At 71.2% G+C, this 19,206-nt stretch carries 13 protein-coding genes; 2 read left to right on the top strand and 11 right to left on the bottom strand.

Annotation, left to right across the window (positions count from 1 at the left end; translation table 11 throughout):
- Window positions 1-77: 77 nt before the first annotated feature.
- On the bottom strand, window positions 78-761 hold the full coding sequence (locus ASD90_RS00700; protein ID WP_200958511.1) for a DedA family protein: 684 nt from the start codon (window positions 759-761) through the stop codon (window positions 78-80).
- Between the two features lie 175 nt (window positions 762-936).
- Between ASD90_RS00700 and ASD90_RS00695 the strand changes: the two genes are divergently transcribed.
- Window positions 937-1,575, top strand: coding sequence for a peroxiredoxin (locus tag ASD90_RS00695; RefSeq protein ID WP_056750262.1), 639 nt, complete (start codon window positions 937-939; stop codon window positions 1,573-1,575).
- A gap of 75 nt (window positions 1,576-1,650) precedes the next feature.
- Here ASD90_RS00695 and ASD90_RS00690 read toward each other — a convergent pair whose 3' ends face one another.
- Both ASD90_RS00690 and ASD90_RS00685 read right to left on the bottom strand, forming a co-directional pair.
- Window positions 1,651-3,036: a S8/S53 family peptidase gene (locus tag ASD90_RS00690; RefSeq protein ID WP_056750260.1), complete on the bottom strand. Its 1,386-nt coding sequence runs from the start codon at window positions 3,034-3,036 to the stop codon at window positions 1,651-1,653.
- A gap of 209 nt (window positions 3,037-3,245) precedes the next feature.
- A complete protein-coding gene (locus tag ASD90_RS00685) occupies window positions 3,246-4,499 on the bottom strand; it encodes a S8/S53 family peptidase (protein WP_162260158.1) in 1,254 nt (417 codons plus the stop codon).
- A gap of 73 nt (window positions 4,500-4,572) precedes the next feature.
- Here ASD90_RS00685 and ASD90_RS00680 point away from each other — a divergent pair, with 73 nt between their 5' ends.
- Entirely contained in the window at window positions 4,573-7,326 is a 2,754-nt protein-coding gene (locus tag ASD90_RS00680; RefSeq protein WP_235506334.1) for a CHAT domain-containing protein, read from the top strand.
- Between the two features lie 9 nt (window positions 7,327-7,335).
- On the opposite strand, the gene ASD90_RS00675 is transcribed toward ASD90_RS00680, so the two are convergent.
- From ASD90_RS00675 to ASD90_RS00640, 8 genes are all read right to left on the bottom strand, one after another.
- The gene (locus tag ASD90_RS00675; RefSeq protein ID WP_056750255.1) at window positions 7,336-7,818 is read right to left on the bottom strand and encodes a hypothetical protein; all 483 of its coding nucleotides are present in this window, start codon (window positions 7,816-7,818) and stop codon (window positions 7,336-7,338) included.
- Window positions 7,818-8,402, bottom strand: a complete 585-nt coding sequence (locus tag ASD90_RS00670) for an RNA polymerase sigma factor (protein WP_056750252.1) — start codon at window positions 8,400-8,402, stop codon at window positions 7,818-7,820. Before ASD90_RS00670 ends, ASD90_RS00675 begins: the two co-directional genes overlap by 1 nt.
- A gap of 177 nt (window positions 8,403-8,579) precedes the next feature.
- Window positions 8,580-8,855 carry a WXG100 family type VII secretion target gene (locus ASD90_RS00665; RefSeq protein ID WP_157611030.1) on the bottom strand — a complete coding sequence of 92 codons (276 nt, stop codon included), beginning with the start codon at window positions 8,853-8,855 and terminating at the stop codon, window positions 8,580-8,582.
- A gap of 54 nt (window positions 8,856-8,909) precedes the next feature.
- Window positions 8,910-9,185, bottom strand: a complete 276-nt coding sequence (locus ASD90_RS23720; protein ID WP_081633740.1) for a WXG100 family type VII secretion target — start codon at window positions 9,183-9,185, stop codon at window positions 8,910-8,912.
- Between the two features lie 373 nt (window positions 9,186-9,558).
- The gene (locus ASD90_RS00655; RefSeq protein WP_056750246.1) at window positions 9,559-13,971 is read right to left on the bottom strand and encodes an FtsK/SpoIIIE domain-containing protein; all 4,413 of its coding nucleotides are present in this window, start codon (window positions 13,969-13,971) and stop codon (window positions 9,559-9,561) included.
- Window positions 13,968-16,691, bottom strand: coding sequence for a transglutaminase domain-containing protein (locus tag ASD90_RS00650; RefSeq protein ID WP_082588386.1), 2,724 nt, complete (start codon window positions 16,689-16,691; stop codon window positions 13,968-13,970). The genes ASD90_RS00655 and ASD90_RS00650 overlap by 4 nt, the downstream gene beginning before the upstream one ends.
- Complete coding sequence (locus ASD90_RS00645) at window positions 16,688-18,148, bottom strand: DUF58 domain-containing protein (RefSeq protein ID WP_056750241.1); 1,461 nt, start codon at window positions 18,146-18,148, stop codon at window positions 16,688-16,690. The genes ASD90_RS00650 and ASD90_RS00645 overlap by 4 nt, the downstream gene beginning before the upstream one ends.
- Before the next feature lie 31 nt (window positions 18,149-18,179).
- Window positions 18,180-19,172, bottom strand: a complete 993-nt coding sequence (locus ASD90_RS00640) for a MoxR family ATPase (RefSeq protein ID WP_056750238.1) — start codon at window positions 19,170-19,172, stop codon at window positions 18,180-18,182.
- Between the last annotated feature and the right edge of the window lie 34 nt (window positions 19,173-19,206).

Here is a 19,206-nt window from a genome sequence, read left to right as displayed (position 1 = left end):
GCTTGCGACCCGATCGTGACGACCACACCCGGACGGCTGCGCGGACCCTCGGACGAGCGCGAGCGAACGTCGCCCGCTCAGCCCGCTGACGGCATACGCGAGGGGTGCTCCCCAGCCTCCACGACGGCGTCCTCGGCACCCTCGGCAGCCTCCGCACGGCGGCGGCGCACCTGCCACACGACGAGCGACACGACGACGGCCACCGCGACGAGGATCGCGGCACCGCGTCCGAGCCACGTCTCGACCCGCGCGTAGGAGCGGCCCGCGAGGTAGCCAGCGGTGACGACGACACTGCCCCAGGCGATCCCGCCCGCGGCGTTCCACACGAGGAAGGTCGGGTAGTGCATCTTCGACATCCCGGCGAGCGCCGGCATGACGGCGCGCAGGAACGCGGTCCAGCGGCCGAGGAAGACGGCGGCGCCACCGCGACGGCCGAGGAAGTCCTGCGCCTGGGCGATGCGTTCGCGGTGCCGGTCGAAGGCACGCAGCGCCACGACCCTGCCGCCCAGATGGCGGCCGACCTCGAAGCCGACGGTGTCCCCGACGATCGCCGCCACCACGACGACGACGAGGACGGCAGCGAGCGGCACGTGGCCGAGGGACGCGGCGACCCCGCCGAGGATCGCGACCGTCTCACCGGGCACGACGAAGCCGACGAAGAGCGCGTCCTCCACGAAGACGACCGCCCCCACGACGAGGAGCACCAGCCACACGGGTGCGTGGAGGACCTGGTTCGTGATGGTGTCGAGCAGGGCGCTCACGTCGGGCTCCTCGGGACGGCGACAGGTTTCCACGCGAAGTGTCGGTGAGCCGGCTGTGCGCCCGCTGGATGCGCGTCACAACATTTGGACACCCATAACGCGATGCATGGTCCTGTGGCGACAATGAGTCGCAGACCGGGGCGCGCCGTGCGCCCGACCGCGAGAGGACGAGCCAATGGCAACACCGCGACTGGGCGAGATCGCCCCCGACTTCGAGGCCACGACCACCGAGGGCCCGATCCGCTTCCACGACTGGAAGGACGCCAGCTGGGCCGTCCTCTTCAGCCACCCGGCCGACTTCACGCCGGTCTGCACCACCGAGCTCGGCCGCGTCGCCGCCCTCGACGACGAGTGGACCAAGCGCGGCGTCAAGGTGCTCGCCGTGTCGGTCGACCCGATCGAGCAGCACGAGGAGTGGAAGGGCGACATCGAGGAGGTCAGCGGCGCGACCGTCGGCTACCCGATCATCGCCGACGACTCCCGACAGGTCTCCGAGCTCTACGACATGATCCACCCGGGTGAGGGCGACACCTCGGGCGTGCGCTCGGTCTTCATCATCGACCCGAACCACAAGGTGCGCCTGTCGCTGACCTACCCCAAGAGCGTCGGCCGCAACTTCGACGAGATCCTCCGCGCCGTCGACGCGCTCCAGCTCACCGACAGCGGTCCCTTCTCGACGCCGGCCGACTGGCGCGAGGGCCAGAAGGTCATCGTCGCCCCGACGGTGTCGACGGCCGACGCCCGCGAGCGCTTCGGCGACGACGCCGTCGACGAGGTCAAGCCCTACCTGCGCTTCACCACGGCCCCCGCCTGAACCGCGGCGGCGCGGCGCCGGTGGTCACGTCCGTGCCGACCGGACCACCGGCGTCACCCGCGTTCTCGAAAGCCGTCAACCTCTCCACCCGCGCGGAGGATTCACGCCCCGGTCTGCGTCGCCAGGTCGCAACACTCTCATCCCCCTGCGCACTCTTGCGTTGGCGAGCAGCTGCTCCCACGCCTCGCGTGGCGGCTCGCCACTCCAGGACATCCGAGCCGCCACGAGTCCGGCGACGAGGGGGGTCGAGAAGGACGTTCCGCTCCACCGCGCCAAGCCGTGGGTGAAGTACGCGGTAGAACCGATGAGACCCTCGTCCTCGGTGTAGGTGTACGACCCGTCGGGGTACGCGTTGACCATGTCCGAGCCGCGCGCGTACACATCGACCCACGGACCCCTGTTGCTGTAGTCCGCGCGCCTACCTTGAGCATCCAGCGCGCCGACGGCCACAGCCCAACACGTGCTCGCGGGTGCGAACGGCCCTCTGTTGCCGTCGTTCCCGGCCGCGCAGACCAACAGCGTCGCAGAGCACTTGAGGTGCTCCTCGTAGAACGCCTCGAGGGATATGAGCGCGTCCGAGAGGTCGTCGACCTGCGCCGTGCTGTTGAGGTCCGCCAGCCCCTCAGGTGACAGGTCGATCCCAGCGGACATGCTGATGATGTCCGGGCTCGTCGCCAGCGCGTGGACGAGAAGTGGAGCCAGGTCGCTCTCGATCACGCCGCCGCTCGTGAAGAAGAAGGGGTGGACGTAGACCTCTGCGGACGGTGCCATGGTGCGCAGGACCCCGGCAACGAACTCTCCATGACCGACGTAGTGGCCGGCAATAGAGGCTGGTTCAAGCCCCCCATCCACACCCTCGAGCCAGTGCTCGGGTGCCAACGCCCTTGTCGAGGCGTGTAGACCTGTGTCGATGACGGCGACCTTGACACCGCGCCCGAGCTTCCGGTGCCGAGAGATGCCCGGCACCGGTACCCCGGAGGCGGGAATGGGTTCAGTGGCGGGGCACGCGCTGGAAGACGTGAGGTGCAGGACTCGATCCAGGGTGGCGACCCCACGACCCAGAACCGCGTTGACAGCTTGGACGGCGGATACGGCGGTCTCCCCCTTGGGAACCGTGAGCACGGTCAGTCCTCGGATCTGCGCGGGCAGGCGAGGGTCCGGACGGCGGCCAGGCCGCCGAGGGGCAGCGATGCCGAGGATTCGGCGCACCTCCGCCGCGGTGGAGTCCCTGGTGAGGATGGTGTCCTCGCGGTGGAGGAAACGGGTGTCGGCGAGGTCCTTGCTCTCCGGGTAGGGAATGACCCGGACCTTGCGCGAGCTGTTGAACGTCTCATTGTTCACGTCCCGGAGCATCTGCTCGATCTGGGCGCGGTAGCGCTCGCGATCCCAGTCCTTTCCGGCAGCCGGGCGCGGGCGCCGGCGTCTGCTGGTGGTGCGTTTCGACTCGTTGTCCGTGGCCATGTGAGCCTCCGTGAGGTCGAGGGGGTCGGGGTCACCGAGCCAGACGCGGCAGCGCGTGGGTCTGATACCCCTCCCCCGAGACCTGTCGAAGACCCTGTGTTGCCCTGTTCGACGTCCCGTCAGGTGGGCGTCAGCCCACCGTCGTCCATGGTCTCGCGCCGATACGGCACATGTCCGCGGTTTCGGACATGTGCCGCAGAGGCGCCGGGTCAAGGAATCGTCGGCAGCCCACCTGCACCAGCCTGCTGGTCCGCGGCGAGCTTGATCGCCGCCCACGCCACCGCTGCCGTCTCGTTGTGGACCGCCATGCGGTTGGCGATGGCACCGGCCACGATCGGGGTCGCGAAAGACGTCCCGGTCCACGAAGCGAGCCAGTTGTTCACGACGAGTGCGGGTCCGCCGGCGCGCGGCGGCTCCTCGTAGACGTAGGCCCCGTTCTTGAACGCGTTGACGACGTCGGTCCCCCGCGCATAGACGTCGACCCACGGGCCCCGGTTGCTGTACCCCGCCAGCGAGCCGTCGGCGTTCAGGGCGCCGACGGCCACGGGCCACCCGAGGCTGGCTGGTTCGAACGGGCCGGGACCTGCGTCGTTGCCCGCTGCGCAGACGAGCAGCGTTCCCTGCTGCGCCAGGTGCTGCCCCAGCGCGTCGAAGCCGAGCAGGGGATCCGTGTCGACGCCGATCGCGGGACCGTGCAACGACGTGCCGGCCGACATGCTGATGATGTCGGGCCTCGGGTTCTCCGACGCTGCCTTGGCGATGAGACCGACGAGGTCGCTCTCGAGCTGTCCCCCGTTCGTGAAGATGAACGGGTGCACCTTGATGGTTGCCGCTCGTGCGACCGCCGCCAGCACACCGGCCACGAAGAGACCGTGACCCTTGTAGTGGCCCGCGTGGCTGGAGTCTTCCGGGCCGCCGGTGACGTTCTGCATCCAGGGCCACTGGTCGAGCGACATCGTCCCGCCGCCGGCACGGGGCGGGAGGCCGGTGTCGATGATCGCCACGTGCACCGCCCGCAACGGCACGGGCTTGCCGTTGGAAGGTGGCACGGGCGACCGGCTGGCCGTTGCCTCCGGCTCGGTGGCGGGGCACGCGCTCGCGGACGCGATGTGCACGACGCGGTCGAAGACGGCCAGCCTCGTCCCGGCTGCCGTCTCGACCCGCTGAATCGCCTGCGGTGCAGTGGTTCCCGCATCGAGTCGGACGCGGGCCAGTCCCGCGACGGGTCGGTCGACACTCGCCGGGGTCAGGTTCAGGGCACCGAGCACCTGCGGAAGGTTCCCGTCGTCGCGAGCCAATACGTGCTGCGTGCTGTGCAGGAAGACGGCGTCCGCGAGGTCCGCGACCTGCGGGAAGGGAGCCACCCGGCCGTTGAAGCGGGTGATCATCTTGTCGATCTGCGCCCGGTACCGGTCTCGTTGGGGCGGGTTCGGAACTGCAGTGGTCCACCACGATGCGGCCATGTCGGCCTCCTTTGGGGTCGAGGATGTTGGCATGAGCCCAGATGCGGCACGGCGACGGTCTGATACTCCTCCCGTGGCCTCTCGGCGGGCGGGTTCCGCGTCGGAGCTGTCCGCTGCCACGCGGACGCTCGCCGAGAGTCTGCTGGCCCTGGCCATCTCGGACCCTCGTGCGGCCACGCAGAGCGCGACCGTCGTCATCGGGTCCTCGGCACAGTCCGGCGACCTCTCCGTCGCCCACCAGGCTCTGGCCATCGTCAACCGTGACAGCGGACACATGGACGACGCGGTCAGGCACGGCTTCCTGGCCCTCCGGCACGCTCGCCGGGTGACGCTGGATCGACAGGCGGACGTGCTCGCGACGCTGGGAGTCGTCCTGGCGTATGCCGGGCGGACCGACGAGGCGCTCCGTCGCCTGGAGGAGGCCGTCCCGATCACGCCGCCGCGCGAGCTTCCCCGGCTGTATCTGCGTCGGGCGCACGTGCTCACCATGCTGGCGCGCTACCGAGAGGCCGTCGACGACGCCAGCCGAGCCATCGGCGGCCTGCACTGGAACCACGACACGCTCTGGGAGGCCCGCGCCTACAACAACCGCTTCGACGCCCTCCTGGCACTCGGCGAGACCGAGGCCGCGGACGCCGATGCGCGCAGGGCCGAGGAGCTCTTCCGCACCATCGGGCAGGACTGGGAGGAGGCCCAGTCGATGCACAACCGCGCGCTCGCAGCGCATGACCGTGGCGACCTGCCCGAGGCGCTGACGCTGCTGGACCGGGCCGCGGACCGGTATGTTGAACTGGGCAACATCCGTCACGACCTCACCATCGACAAGGTCCACACGTTGCTCACGGCGGGCCTCACGGAGGAGGCGTTGGCCCTGTCCGCGCGGACGCTGGCCGAGCCGGACCTGGCCCCGGTTCGTCGGGCCGAGATGCTGCTCGTCGCAGCCCGCGCCGCGCTGGGGACGGGAGACGTCGTCGCCGCCGAGGGCATGGCCGACAAGGCGGCAAGGCTCTTCGCCTCCCAGCGGCGTCCGGCCTGGCAGGACCGGGCGCTGCTGCTGCGACTGCGTGCCCGTTACGTCGCCGACCACCCCGAGTCAGGACCGTGGATGATCGACGAGGCGCAGAGACCCCTGCGCAGCCCGACAGCGCGTGCGCGGCGCAAGGAGATGCTCCTGCGCGAGTCGTCGGCCCTGGTCGACTCGATGCGCTCGTCGGACGCCGGCGAGCTTCCCGTGGCACTGGTGCTGCACGGACGCATCTGCGGGGACGCAGGACGCGGCGACGAGGCGACCGCTGCTCTGGAGGAAGCGGCTGCCACACGTCGGGTCGGGGCGCCCCTGTCACGCGCGGCCGGCTGGCTCGCCGCCGCCCTGCTCGCCGTCCACCGCCGTGATCGGCGCGGCATCTACCTCGCCTGCCGCCGAGGACTGGACGCCGTGGACGAGCACCGCGACGGGCTGGGCGACATCGAGCTGCGGGCGCTCGCGAGCGGGCACGGGATCGAGTTCTCGCGGCTCGCGGTCGACGAAGCCGTGCGCTCGCACCGTCCGCGCGAGCTGCTGTGGTGGGCCGAGCGGTGGCGTGCTGCCGCTTTCGACGGCGCCACGCGGGCTGACGACCCGGGGCTCCGCCGTGACCTGGCGGCGCTGCGCGACGTCACCCGCCGACTCAGCTCGCTCGACGCCGGCGCCGTCACGGCCGCCGGCCTGGTGCGCGAACGTGCTCGGCTCGAGAACGGTCTACGACGTGCGTACCGCCACCAGAGAGCGTCGGGCAGCCACCGGGTCGTCGGCTCACCCGGCCGGCAGGCAGGTTCACGCGTGGACCTGGAGGAGGTCTTCGCCGCCCTCGAGGACGACGGTGTCCTCGTTGACATCGTCGACGAGCGAGGAACACTGCACGTCCTCACCGTGTCCCGAGGTCGGGTCCGGCACACCGTCGCCGGTCCCACGGCGGGCGCCGAGCGCGAGGCCGACTTCGCGCGCCTCACCCTGCGTCGGGCGGCACACGGGCGACCGGTCGACCTCGACACCGCGGCGCGGCTGCTTCGGGACGCCCTGCTCGGCCCGACACGAGTCCTCCCAGGACAGCCCTCGCGCGTCGTCGTCGTTCCCCCGGCCCACCTCCTGACCGCTCCGTGGGGGCTGCTTCCCGATTTTCGTGACGTCGTGCTCACCGTGAGCCCGTCGGTGAGCCAGTGGTTGCGGGCCCGTCGCCGGGCCGTTGGGCAAGGCGGCCAAGGCGGCCAAGGCGGCCAAGGCGGCGAAGGCGGCCAAGGTGGCGAGGTGGCGCTCGTGACGGGTCCGAACCTGACGAGCCGTGAGGCGGAGGTGACCGGCCTCAGCGCGATCCACCGGCAGGCACGGGTCCTGCACGCCGAAGAGGCCACCGTCGCCGCGGCCATCGAGGCCATCGACGGGTCATCCCTCGCACACATCGCGGCCCACGGGGTCTTCCGCGCCGACGCGCCCCTGTTCTCGTCGCTGCAGATGGCGGACGGGCCGCTCACCGTGCACGACCTGCGTGAGCTGCGCGAGCCTCCTCGCTCGTTCGTGCTTTCTGCCTGCGACTCGGGTGGCGCGGCCTCGATCGGCCCCTACGAGGCGCTCGGACTCGTCGCCAACCTGCTCGGCATGGGCACCTCCGTCGTACTGGCCAGTGTCGTGCCCGTCAACGACCAGGGCTGCTTGCGGATCATGGAGGACGTCCACCGCGTGGCCGAGCGCACGGGCTCGGTCGCGGAGGGCTGGCTCGAGGCCCGCACCGAGGCTGTCGGCGATCCGCTCCGCGCCGCGACGGCGGCGTCGTTCACGGCGTGGGGTGCCTGAGCGCGGTGCTCAGCCGACGTCGAACCACGGTGTGACCATGAGACGCTCGCCGGATCGCTCCAGCACGATACGGGCCAGCCTCAGCGGCACGCGCTCGACCGTGAAACGGCCCCCTTCGAGGTCCACAGTCATCGACGACGACGTCGTCTCGACGGAGACGTGGGCTCCCGACAGGTCGGCGCCCGACGAGTCGTCGACGATGCCGACAGCCCGGGCGAACTCGCCGCGAGCGGTCACCTCGACCTCGATCGAGACGCCGTCGTGCTCGAAGACGTGCAGGCGACTCGAGCCCTGGTCGCCGGCGGCGCGGAGGTCGGCACCGGAGAGCGCCTCGGCCGCCATGGTCATGAGGATGGCGTCGGTGTGCCGCAGCTCGAACGCGGCCCGGCCGAGCTCGACGACGTCTTCGGGGACGGGGTCGACCGTGTCGGCGATCCGCCGCAGGCGCGCGAGGAGCTCCGCGTCGTCGACGTGCAGGTCGTGGTCAGTCATCACGCCCCCCTTTCCGTGTCGAGGTCGGATCCGGACTTCCGGACGATCTCCCTGAGCTTGTCGAGGCAGCGCATCCGCGTCGGCCCGATCGAGCCGACCGCCATCCCGAGCGCCTCCGAGATGACCTTGTAGTTCGGGCGATCACTCGCCATGAGCGCCCGGAGGAGCACCTGACAGGGTTCCGACAGGTGGCCGAAGCACGTCCAGAGCTCGCCGTCGCGCTCGTCGTCGAGCAGCGCCGCGTCCAGGGCGAGCGCCTGTTCGTCGGGCACGTTCGTCGCGAGGTCGTCGTCGCGCACGAGGTGCTCGCGCTTGCCCTTGCGCAGGACCGCCAGGGCCTCGTGCTGGGCCGTCGTCGACAGCCATCCGGCCAACGCCTCGGGCTGCTTGATCGAGTCGAGGTGGTCGAGGAGCTTGAGCCACGTGTTCTGCACGACGTCGGCGGCGTCCTCCTGGCGGAGCCGGTAGCCGCGGGCGACGCCCCAGAGCAACGGCGCGAAGCGGTCGACGATGGCGTTCCACGCCGCGGCTTCTCCGTGGGAGGCGCGGGCGACCAGCTCGGTGAGTTCACCAGGTCCGCCCATGCGTCGCCCCTCCTCTGGGTGCTCAGTCTAGGTCTCACACCGGGCAGACGCGGCTGTCAAGCGAATTGATACGTCCTGTGGCCCGGATATGCGAAAGGGTGGCCGCTCCTCCCCTGTTCGGGAGCGACCACCCTTCGCGACGGGTGCTGCGGAGCCGTGCTCACGCGGCAGCCGGGCTCACTTCGACGACGTCTGCTTCTGCGACTCGGCGTTGGTCTTGCACTTCTTGCCCATGGCGTCGAGCTTGTCGCCGGCGGCCGAGACGACCTGGCGCTGGCCGTGCCAGTCGCTCTGGAAGCGGTCGGCGTCCGTGCCGCCCCAGTTGCTCTTGATCGTGGAGACGGCGCCGTTGACGGCCTCGACGATGCCGTCGAGCTCGCCCTTGTAGCCGACGAGCTTGTCACCGGACGCGGACACCGCGTCGGCGTTCATACCCTTCTTGTAAACAGCCATGTCAGTTCCCCTTCAGAAGTCTGCGTGTGTTGGTCGTGAGCGAGATGAGGTGGGTCAGTACTGCGACGAGGTGCTGCGCTGCTGCTGGACCTCGTGGTCGATCGTCGACTTCATCTCGGTGAGCAGCTTCTGGGCCTTCTGGAGCTCGGGGCGGTGCGTGCCGGTCCACTCCTGCTCGAACTGCTTGGAGTCGTCACCCTGCCAGTTCTGCTTCAGGGACTCGACCTCCTGGTCGACCTTGGTGATGAGCTTCTGGATGGCCTCCGCCTGCTGCTGCAGGACGTTGCCCTGGGCGTTGACCTCATCGTCGTTCATACCGAGCCAAGCCATGACATTCTCCTTCGCCTGTGTTCCCCCGACTGATTCGGGAAGTTCTCTTCCGGACCAACCGTGCAGGCCCGCGCTGTGCCAACTCCTCGACGTCCGTGCCCCGGGCGGTTCGTCCCGATGGGCGGCTTTCGTCGACATGCAGAAACCTATGTCAGCCCTCAGGGGGTGTCGATGGGGAGCACTCCCCATGATCCGAGGGCCTTGTGCGGCACCGATGGCGTATGCCGTGTGCCTCCCCGAATCCCTGGTGCCCCAACGCTTCTGGTCCCGTCACGACCCCACGCCCGACTCCGCAACACACCGAGTAGGTCGCAACTCACCGGCATCCGATCCCGGTGTGTGGTGACCTTCTGGGTGTGTTGCGAGGGGGGTGTCATGGGAGGGCCACCTGGACCAGCTCGAAACGGCCCTTCTCGATGATGAACCCGCGGCCCGGGGGGAGCTCTGCCCGGTTGAGGGCGGGGAGGTTGGCCTTGAAGACCGAGAGCCCCTCGTTGCCGTCGGGGTGAAGGGCGAGGCCCGAGCGCGACGTCTTGAGCAGGGCCTGGAGCCCGAAGTTGCTGCTGAAGAAGGCCGCCTCGCCCTCGGCGACGACGAGCTGGTCGTCGTCGACGCAGGCCTTGGTCAGGGTGGTCAGGGCGTTCTCGGCGCCCGACGGCGCGAGATCGTCGATGCGCTCGACGAAGACCGCGATGGGCCGCGTGACGCGTCCCTCCTCGATCTCGGCCGCGAGCCGGGCTGCGAGTGCAGCGGTGGCCTCTCCGCCGACGGCCGTCTCGGCCCAGATCCCGAGGTCGAGCAGCTCCGACGTTCGGCGCGGCGTCATGAGGTAGAGCGCCGAGCCGGAGCTGAACCGGAAGAGGCCGGCCGCGGTCGTCGCGACCGCCGTCGTGCGTCCCGAGCCGGAGGGACCGGTGACGATGAACGTGCCCTTCGGGTCGAAGCCGATCGGCTCGAGCGTCGAGGAGGCGACACCCACGACGGGACGACCGCCGAGCTCCGACGGGAGGTCGCCGACCGGGATGACCTCTGCGAGGCTCTCGATCGGCGGCGCCTGGCTGACGCCGGCCTTGCGCGTCGCGTCGGCGAAGGCCTGGATCGCGGCGGCCTGCACCGTGACGTCGGACGAGCCGCCGAGCACCGCGACCTGCACCTCGGAGCCGGACATGAGGCCACGGCCGGAGGGCGAGGCCATCGTCAGCACGTCACCGGGCACGCCGAAGACGGAGTAGTCGTCGACGTTGCTCATGCGCAGGATGATCCGGCCCTGCACGGCGGCCGCGAGGTTGGTCGGCAGGCCGGTGCGCTGGTCGGAGGCGATGATGAAGTGGACGCCGACGGGGCGCCCGTCGGCGGCGAGCCCGGCCAGCATGTCGAGCCACTGGAAGCGACCGCCGACCTCGTAGGCCTGACGAAAGGCGGTCATGTTGTCGATGAGGACGATGACGCGCGGCTCGTCGGGGCGGCCGGCGAGGCGCCGGTAGTCGGTGATCGTCGCGGCGCTGACGGCCGAGTAGCGCGAGGCCCGCTCGTCGATCGTCGCGCGCAGCGTCCGGAGGAGTCGGATGACGCGCTCGTGGTCACCGCCGGGGATGATCGAGCCGACGTGCGGCAGCGACTCGAGCATCGCGAGGCCACGGTTGCCGAAGTCGAGGCCGTAGACGTGGCAGGGCCCGCCGCGCACGGTGTAGCCGGCCGCGACCGCCATCGAGCGGAGGAAGACCGACTTGCCGGAGCCCGACGTGCCGTAGATCGCGATGTTGCCCTCCTTGTCCGGGCGGAACGCGATCTCGGGCTGGGCCTGGTTGTCGGGATCGTCGGCGACACCGAAGACGAGCTCGTCGTCGCGGCGCTGCGTCGGCAGGGTCGCGAGGTCGTAGACCGAGCGCATGTCAGGCAGCCACGGCTTGCGCGGCTTGGGCAGCTCGGCGACCCGGGCGGCGCGGCCGAGCGTGACGACGAGCCGCTGGATGTCGGTGGGCCCGAGGTCGGCGGCCTCGTCGGCGCCCTCGGCGCGCGGCGGCTCCCACTCGGTGCCGCGGCCGAAGGTCAGCGTCTCGACCTTCATGTCGGGCGGCGGCGGGACGTCGGAGGTCCACCCACCGGCATACCCCGTCTGGAAGGGGACGAGCCGGCCAGGGCCGGTCTTGGACACGGCACGGCCGGGCAGCGCGGGGTCGAAGAAGGCGGCCTCCTTGGACCCGAGCACGTCGTCGGAGTCGTTCTCGTCGGCCATGCGCAGCGCCATGCGGAGGTTGGTGTTGGCGCGCAGGTTGTCCTTGATGACGCCGGCGGGCCGCTGCGTCGCGAGGATGAGGTGCAGCCCGAGCGAGCGGCCGCGCTGGGCGACGTTGACGACGCCGTCGACGAACTCCGGCACCTCCTGGACGAGCGCCGCGAACTCGTCGACGACGATGATCAGCGACGGCGGGGCATCGACCTCGCCGCGGCGCTCGAGCTCGACGAGGTCCTTGGCCTTGTGCCGGGCGAGCAGGTGCTCGCGGTAGTGCAGCTCGGCCGCGAGCGACGCGAGCGCCCGGCGTACGAGGTGCGGCGACAGGTCGGTGACGAGGCCGACCGTGTGCGGCAGCTTGACGCAGTCGCGGAAGGCCGAGCCGCCCTTGTAGTCGACGAGCAGGAAGGTGACGCGCTGCGGGGAGTGCGCTGCGGCCATGCCGAGGATCCACGCCTGGAGCAGCTCGGACTTGCCGGCGCCGGTCGTGCCGCCGACGAGGGCGTGGGGGCCGTCGGAGCGGATGTCGACCGAGAAGGTGCCCTGGCTCGACTGGCCCACGATGGCGCGCAGGTTGGCGGGCCTGCGAGGCAGGACGGCGGGGGCGTACGGGCCGGTGAGAATCGAGCGCGACTCGCCCCACTTCTCGATGACGGCCTCCTCGGAGCTCGCGAGGTCGGTGCCGGCGAGGGTGAGGAGCGAGACGGCCCGCGGCAGGTCGCTCGCGTCGTCGACGGGCACGCCGGCGTCGACGACGGGCGCGAGCTGACGTGCGCAGGCCATCGCCTCGTCGTAGCCGATGCGGTCGACGGCGACGGGCTGCACCTCCTCGCCGGCGTGGACGTAGCCGGCAAGGGAGCTCTGGTCGTCGCTGACGACGAGGAAGGTGTGGCACGCGGCCGGGAGCAGCTGCTGGGTCTCGGCGACCCAGACGACGACGACACCCTGGCGGTGGCCGCGCTCGGCGATGGCGACGAGGCGGCTGCGGTCGATGGGGGCGTCGCTCTCGACGAGCACGAGGACGGTCGGGCGCTCGGCGCCGGCCTGCTCCTGCTCCTGGGCGGTGCCCTTAGCGGTGCCCTTGGCCTCGATGATGTCCTCGAGGGCGTCGGCGAGCGCCGAGCAGGCCGGGGCACTGGCCGCGAGGTGGTCGGTGCCGATGGGGCTGTGCGGCGAGGTCGTGTGCGGGAGCCACTTGAGGAAGTCCCAGTCGCGGGCCGAGCTGCCGGAGGCGAAGGAGCAGACGGCGAGCTCGGCAGGCGAGTGCAGCGCCGCGGTCTGGAGCACGACCGAACGGGCCGCACCGAGGGCGTTGGCGCGCTGGCCCGCCACTCCGATGGCTCCGTCGGTCAGCGGCGACGCGACGATCGGCACGTCGTGCACGACCTCGAGGCCGTGCAGCTGCTCCGACACCTCGAGCCATGCCTCGGCCTTGGAGCGGCCGACGGCGGGCATCTTGATGGCGGAGCGGGAGGGGCGGGTGCCGAGCCCGAGCCGCAGCTCGGCGTGGCCGTTGCCGTCGCGCCGGCGGGTCCAGAGCAGCGCGCTGCGGTCGCGCACGGCGGTCAGGCAGTCGACGCCGCTGGGGTGCTCCCCACGTCGGGTGTGGCCCTCGACCTCCAGGGACCCGCGGATGCGCTGCGAGAGCAGGGCGAGGTCCTCCGTGAAGTCCTCCATCGCCTGCGCGAAGTCCTTCTTCTGCTGACGGCGGGCCTCGTAGTAGGTGCCCGCCATCATCATCGGCATCATCAGCATGAAGATGATCGAGAAGGCGCTGCGGGTGATGAGGTACATGACGATGCCCATGAGCAGCGGCACGAGCATCGCGACGAGCGGCATCGGGTTGGGCTTGCCCCGCTCGGGCAGGTCGGGCACCTGGAACTCCTGCCCGGCGAAGAGCGGGGCCACGCGCGGCGAGCGCGAGAACGCCACGGTGCCGGCGTCGCCCGAGAGCACACCGCTGCCGGGACGGCTCACGACGCCGTCGCCCTGCAGGTGCACCTCGAGCTCGGTGTCGCCGACCCGCACGACGTCGCCGCTCTTGAGGTGGGCGCGGGTGACCTGCTGCCCGCCGGCGGTGATGCCGTTGGCCGAGCCGAGGTCGACGACCTCGACGACCTCCTGGATGACGAGCTTGGCGTGCTTGCGCGAGACCGACTCGTCGGAGAGCTGCACCTCGCAGCCGCGGCCACGACCGATGTATGCCGTCCCGCGGGCGAGCGGGAACTCGCGCCCTGCGTCGGGGCCCGAGCGGATGTAGGCGACGGCGGCGGGTCGGCCACGGTCGACGAAGCCCTCGCCGGCGCGGGTCGTCGAGACCCGCATGCCGGACTGGAGGCCGCTCTCGGCGACGGTCGCGCGCGGGTCGAGGCCACGCATGTCCTGGTCGACGAGGGCCAGTGTCATCGACGTGTCGACCCCGAGCACGCTCGACCGGTGCGGGTCCGCGGCGGCGAGGTAGGCCGCGAGGTCCCCGACCGTGGTGGCGGAGTCCGTCGTCGCGACGAGGTCGGTCTCACGGTCTCCCGACCGGAGGACGAACTTCAGCTTCACGCGTCACCCTTCTTGCCGGCACCGCTGCCGGTGCTCGTGCGTCCGCCAGCGCCGCCGCGGCGGCTCGATCGGGTCTCGGTGGGAGCGGTCGTGCCGATCCCGGCCTTGGTGGCGGCCTTGCCGCGTCGGCTCGGCTGCTGGGGCCCGCCCTGGCGGCGCGAGGTCCGTGCGAGGGCCGGACCGAGGCCGGCCCCAGTGGGCAGGTGGTCGCGGAAGGTCCGCAGCGACAGGTCACCGCGCAGCCTCTGCCAGAAGCCCTGCTCGCTGCGGATCCGCTGGCGCGCCGTCTCGACGTCGGCCCAGAAGGCGTCGACCTCCTCGGGCGTCGGCTCGGCGACGTCGAAGACGTGCCCGTTGGCCGCGGCCGCGAGCGGCACGAGCGCCAACCCTTGTCGGCCGGGCGCGTCGCCCGCCGCGGTGGGCAGCGGCTCCGTGTCGACGGCCGGGGCGACGTGACCCCCCGACGGGGCAGGGGCGCCGATGAGCGCACCGTCGACGACGGGGCTGGGCTTCTCGGGTGGAGGTCCGAAGACGTGCTCCTCGAGGGCATGGGCCTGCTCGAGACGGGTTCCCTTGACCGGCAAGGGCATCTGCATGTCGCGGGCCGTGTCGACGACCTCGCGCCAGCCGCCGCTGACGCGGGTCGCGGTCGCTCCGGTCGTGCGCCGACGGCGACGCCGCAGCCACTTGGCGACCCGGATCGCGGTGTAGACGAGGAGCAGCACGATCAACGGGACCACGACGAAGAAGATGAGCCAGCGCAGCCAGTCCGGCCAGTTGTCGGGGTCGAGCGGGTTCTTGTCGTCCTTCGGCGGCGTCTTGAGCTGGGTCGCGTTCTGCGCCTGGTCGGGCCCCTGGAGGACGCTCGGCGGGTTGTTGGCCGCGGGCGGCGGCACCTGCGCGCCGGTCTTCTTCTCCTCGGACTTCTGGATCAGCTGCTGCGGCTTCTTGTTGCGGTCGGGGATGAACTGCTTCCAGTAGATCGGCTGCCACGAGCCGTCCGACCTCGCGACCTCGACCCAGGCGTGGACGTCCTTGCCCTTGACGGCGCCGGTGGCGTCGGGCTCGGCACCGAGCACGACGCGGGCCGGCAGGCCGAGGCGGTTCGCCGCGAGCGCCAGCGCGGAGGCGTACTGCTCGTCGTTGCCGGCCAGCTGCGTGGCCTTCATGAACTGCGTCATGCGCCGGAGGCTGTGGCCGGGGAGGAAGACGTTCTGGTAGTCGCCAGGGGCGCCGCCGTCGGTGTAGGCACCGTCCTGCATCGCCTTGGCCACGGCGACGACCTTCTGCCACTGGCCGTCGACGCGTTCGGTCCACGGCGAGATCTTGTCGTCGATGAAGGTGAGGTTCTGGCTGTCGACGACGGTGCCGTCGGCGACGTCGACGTCCTTGGGCAGCTCGGCGTCGACCTTCTGGGCCAAGGCGCTGACGGTGTAGGTGTCGCCGGCCTGGAGCTTCTCGGGCAGGACGCCGGTGTTGGTGTCGACGTTGAAGCGCAGGTCATCGGACTGCTGGTCGCCGCGCGACCCGCCGAACTCGAGGCCGGTGACGGTGCCGAAGGTCGGCAGCCAGACGTCGCTGTAGCCCCCGGCCGGCACGCCCACGGTCGCGGTGACCGGGGTGCCGGCGCCCTCGGTGGCGATGTGGCTGCCGACCTTGCGGAAGCTCGTGCCCTCGGGATCGTCACCCGAGCCGAGGTTCGCAACGTTGCCGGCGCCCCACACGAAGTCGTCGTAGGAGTCGAGCGCCGCGATGCGCACGGGCACCCCCTGCGGGAGGCCCTTGACCGTGAGCAGCGTCTTGTCGAAGAGCTCGGAGCCGTTGGGCTCGGTGTACTGCCGGAAGCCGGCGAGCGGCGAGGCGTACTGCGTCACGTCGAAGGGCGGCACGAGCGAGGCCCGGAAGACGGTGCGGCCCGCGTCGTCCGCGCCGGGCAGCATCGGGCCGACGAAGAAGCCGCCCACCGTGGCGACGGCGAGCAGGGCGGCGGTCGTGACCGCCCGCGTCGTGCGTCCGGCGCCGTTCTGCAGCGCGGGGCGGTTGCGGTTGCTGCGCAGGGCCGTCCACCCGATGGCGACGAGGGCGAACACGGCACCCTGGAGCAGCACGGCCGCGGGCGTCAGCGTGCCGAGCACGATCGACGCGACGAGCAGGAGCACCGGGGCGACGAGAGCCGTGACGGCGCCCGTCCAGCGGCGGGCGACGCCGTAAGTGAGCGCCGCCCCCACGAGCGTGAAGAGGAACGGCAGGGCCAGGTAGGGGCCCTCAGAGTCGACCGGCGGGAGCGCGGTGAGCAGCTCCTTCCAGCCGGGCACCGCCATGTGCACGAGCGTCGCGAACGTCTGACCGGACGGGATGAACCCCGCGATGAGATCCTCGCGGATCGCGACGGGTCCGCCGAGGAGGAGGTATGCCGTCGCGACCGCGAGCAGCGTGACGATCCCGGGTGCCCGGAAGGTCGCCGTCACGTGGGCGACGAGGAGGCCGATGACGAGGCCGGCGAGGCCGACCCAGAGCCAGCCGAGGCCGAAGAAGGTCGTGCGGAAGCCGACGAGGGCGAGCCCGACGAGCACGACCGTGAAGCCGGCGTCGACGAGGTGGGCGGTGGTGGGGCGCAGTCGGGCCAGCTGGGCGCGGACGCGCTCGCCCGCGGTCGGCGGCGTCACCAGTGCGGAGGGCGGCGGGGCCGGGATCGATTCCCGGGACGTCGGAGAGCTCATCGGGCCACCCCTGAGACGAGAAGCGTGCGGAGGTCCTCGAGCGTGGCGAGGGTGAGGATGACGAGGCCGCCGCCACGACGGATGCCGTGGTCGGCCTCCGGGTCGATGACGACGATGACGCGGCTGACCTCGGGCGGGAACTGCCCGGCCGCGCGCTGCAGCTCGATGAACGGCCGGTGCGGACCGGTCACGATGAAGCACGTGCTCGTGTCGGGCGCCAGCTCGGCGGCGTCGAGAGAGGTCGTGAAGAGGTCGACGGGACCGGGCTCGACCCGGGACATCGCGTCGAGGCCGACCTGCGGGACCGACTTCGTCACCTTCTGCGGACCGCAGACGATGGTGCAGTCCTGTTCGTCGAGCATGACGCGGACCATGATCGAGCTGCCGACCGAGATGGCCGTCTCGACGTCGGCCTGGATCGCCGTGGGGGCGTTCGCGGCCATGACGTCGCGCTCGACGTCGCGGTCGGCCTGCCCGGTCTTGCCGTGACCCGAGCGGTACTGCTCCGGGTCGGGGTCGACGATCACCGTCACGTGCGACCGGCGGGTGTCGAGGAACTGGCGCACGAGGAGCTTGCCGGCCTTGGCCGAGCTGCGCCAGTGGATGTAGCGGCGGTCGTCGCCCGGCTGGTACTCGCGCAGCGCGTGGAAGGCGAGGTCGCTCATCGAGACGTCCTCGGTCGTGCTGCCCTCGAGGTCGCGCAGCAGGCCGGCGCCGAGCGACTCGAGCGCGACGGTGCGCGGGTGGACGAAGAGCTCGGTGCGCTCGGTCCACGTCAGCGTGCGGCGCATCAGGCCGAGCGGGTCGCCCTGGACCGTCGTCGCGGGTCCGACCTGGATGACGCCGCGCCGCGAGGTCGGCACGACGAAGAGCTCCTCGTGGGCGTTGCCCGGGGTCAGGGCCGGCAGCACGAAGCGCGCGGCCGACAGGCCCACGGGCAGCTCGACGAGGATCGGCAGCATCGGGGTGCGGGCCTCGTTGGTGACGAGGATGCGGCCCGTCGCGGGGTCACCGACGACGACCCGACGCGGGTCGACCTCGGCGAGGATGCGGACCTTCGTGCGACCGAGGGCGAGCACGAAGCAGATCGCGAAGAGCAGCAGGGCTGCCGCGGCGACCATGAGCAGCTCGGTCCAGCCCCAGCGGGCCCCGACGAACCAGCACACGAGACCGAGCGCGAGGATCGTCCACCCGAGCGGCGAGATCCAGCGAAGGATCCCGGCGACGGGGCGCCACACGCCCTCGGTCTGACCGGCGACCTGCTCGATCGACCGCGTGATCGGCGCGGTGACCTGGCGGATGCCGCGGCTCGTCGAGCCGACGGCTCGCGCCCGACCACCGGTCGACGCGGACGCCGCCACGGGCGCGCCGGCACCGGCCGGCGCTCCCGTGCGTGACGGCATACGGAAGCGGCCGCCGCGACGCGACGACGTGGCCCCCTGGTCCTGCTGGGTCATACGGTCCCCTTGCTTGCTTCTGCGGTCGCGGTCAGGCCGAGGCGCGCTCGGCCGGCGGCGCGATGTCGCCGAGGATCTGGTCGACGCACTGCTCGACGGTCGTTCCGGCGAACTGCGCCTCGGCGCCCAGCAGCAGGCGGTGGCTGAGGATCGGCTCGGCGAGCAGCTTGATGTCGTCGGGCACGACGTAGGTGCGGCCCTGGCTCGCGGCCCACGTCTTGGCGCAGCGGACGTAGGCGAGGCAGCCACGGACCGACAGGCCGAGCTTGAGCGACGGGTGACGGCGCGACTCCTCGGCGATGCGGCTGACGTAGCCGAGGATCGCCGGGTCGACGTGCACCTCGTCGGCGAGCTTGGACATCTCGACGATGACGTTGCTCGCGATCAGCGGGCTCAGCGTCTTGGCGCGGTCGCGCGTCTTGGCGTCGGCGAGCACGGCGATCGTCGCCTCGTGGTCGGGGTAGCCGACGCTCGCCTTCATGAGGAAGCGGTCGAGCTGCGCCTCGGGGAGACGGTAGGTGCCGGCCTGCTCGATGGGGTTCTGGGTCGCGATGACCATGAAGGGCTCCCCGACGGAGTGTGGCTTGCCGTCGATGGTGACCCGGCCCTCCTCCATGACCTCGAGCAGCGCCGACTGCGTCTTGGGCGAGGCGCGGTTGATCTCGTCGGCGAGCACGATGGTCGCGAAGATCGGGCCCGGGTGGAACTCGAAGCTCTGCTTCGTCGGCTCGTAGATCGTGACGCCGGTGACGTCGCTCGGGAGCAGGTCGGGCGTGAACTGGATGCGGCTGTGGGTGCCCTGCACGGTCGCCGAGAGGGCGCGGGCGAGCTGGGTCTTGCCGGTGCCGGGGAAGTCCTCGAGGAGCATGTGGCCCTCGGACAGCAGGCAGGTCAGTGCGAGCCGCGTGACGTGCTGCTTGCCGAGCACGGCCTTCTCGATGTTGCCGACCAGCTGGTCGAACGTGTGCGCGAACCAGGTGACCTGCTCCTGCGTGATGCGACCTGTGGTGGGGGTGGCCGTCATGGGTGTCGTTCTCCTGTCAGGTGTTCCGTCGATC

Origin of the sequence: Terrabacter sp. Root181, from assembly GCF_001428505.1 — a bacterium.
GTDB lineage: Bacteria > Actinomycetota > Actinomycetes > Actinomycetales > Dermatophilaceae > Terrabacter.
Note: the sequence above shows the minus strand (reverse complement) of the source record. Positions and strands in the feature narration are given on the sequence as shown.

Bases quoted from the DNA above. Each gene is read 5' to 3' on its own strand.
- ASD90_RS00695 (WP_056750262.1), top strand. From the start codon at position 937: ATGGCAACACCGCGACTGGGCGAGATCGCCCCCGACTTCGAGGCCACG.
- ASD90_RS00690 (WP_056750260.1), bottom strand. From the start codon at position 3,036: ATGGCCACGGACAACGAGTCGAAACGCACCACCAGCAGACGCCGGCGC.
- ASD90_RS00685 (WP_162260158.1), bottom strand. From the start codon at position 4,499: ATGGCCGCATCGTGGTGGACCACTGCAGTTCCGAACCCGCCCCAACGA.
- ASD90_RS00675 (WP_056750255.1), bottom strand. From the start codon at position 7,818: ATGACTGACCACGACCTGCACGTCGACGACGCGGAGCTCCTCGCGCGC.
- ASD90_RS00670 (WP_056750252.1), bottom strand. From the start codon at position 8,402: ATGGGCGGACCTGGTGAACTCACCGAGCTGGTCGCCCGCGCCTCCCAC.
- ASD90_RS00665 (WP_157611030.1), bottom strand. From the start codon at position 8,855: ATGGCTGTTTACAAGAAGGGTATGAACGCCGACGCGGTGTCCGCGTCC.
- ASD90_RS23720 (WP_081633740.1), bottom strand. From the start codon at position 9,185: ATGGCTTGGCTCGGTATGAACGACGATGAGGTCAACGCCCAGGGCAAC.
- ASD90_RS00650 (WP_082588386.1), bottom strand. From the start codon at position 16,691: ATGAGCTCTCCGACGTCCCGGGAATCGATCCCGGCCCCGCCGCCCTCC.
- ASD90_RS00645 (WP_056750241.1), bottom strand. From the start codon at position 18,148: ATGACCCAGCAGGACCAGGGGGCCACGTCGTCGCGTCGCGGCGGCCGC.
- ASD90_RS00640 (WP_056750238.1), bottom strand. From the start codon at position 19,172: ATGACGGCCACCCCCACCACAGGTCGCATCACGCAGGAGCAGGTCACC.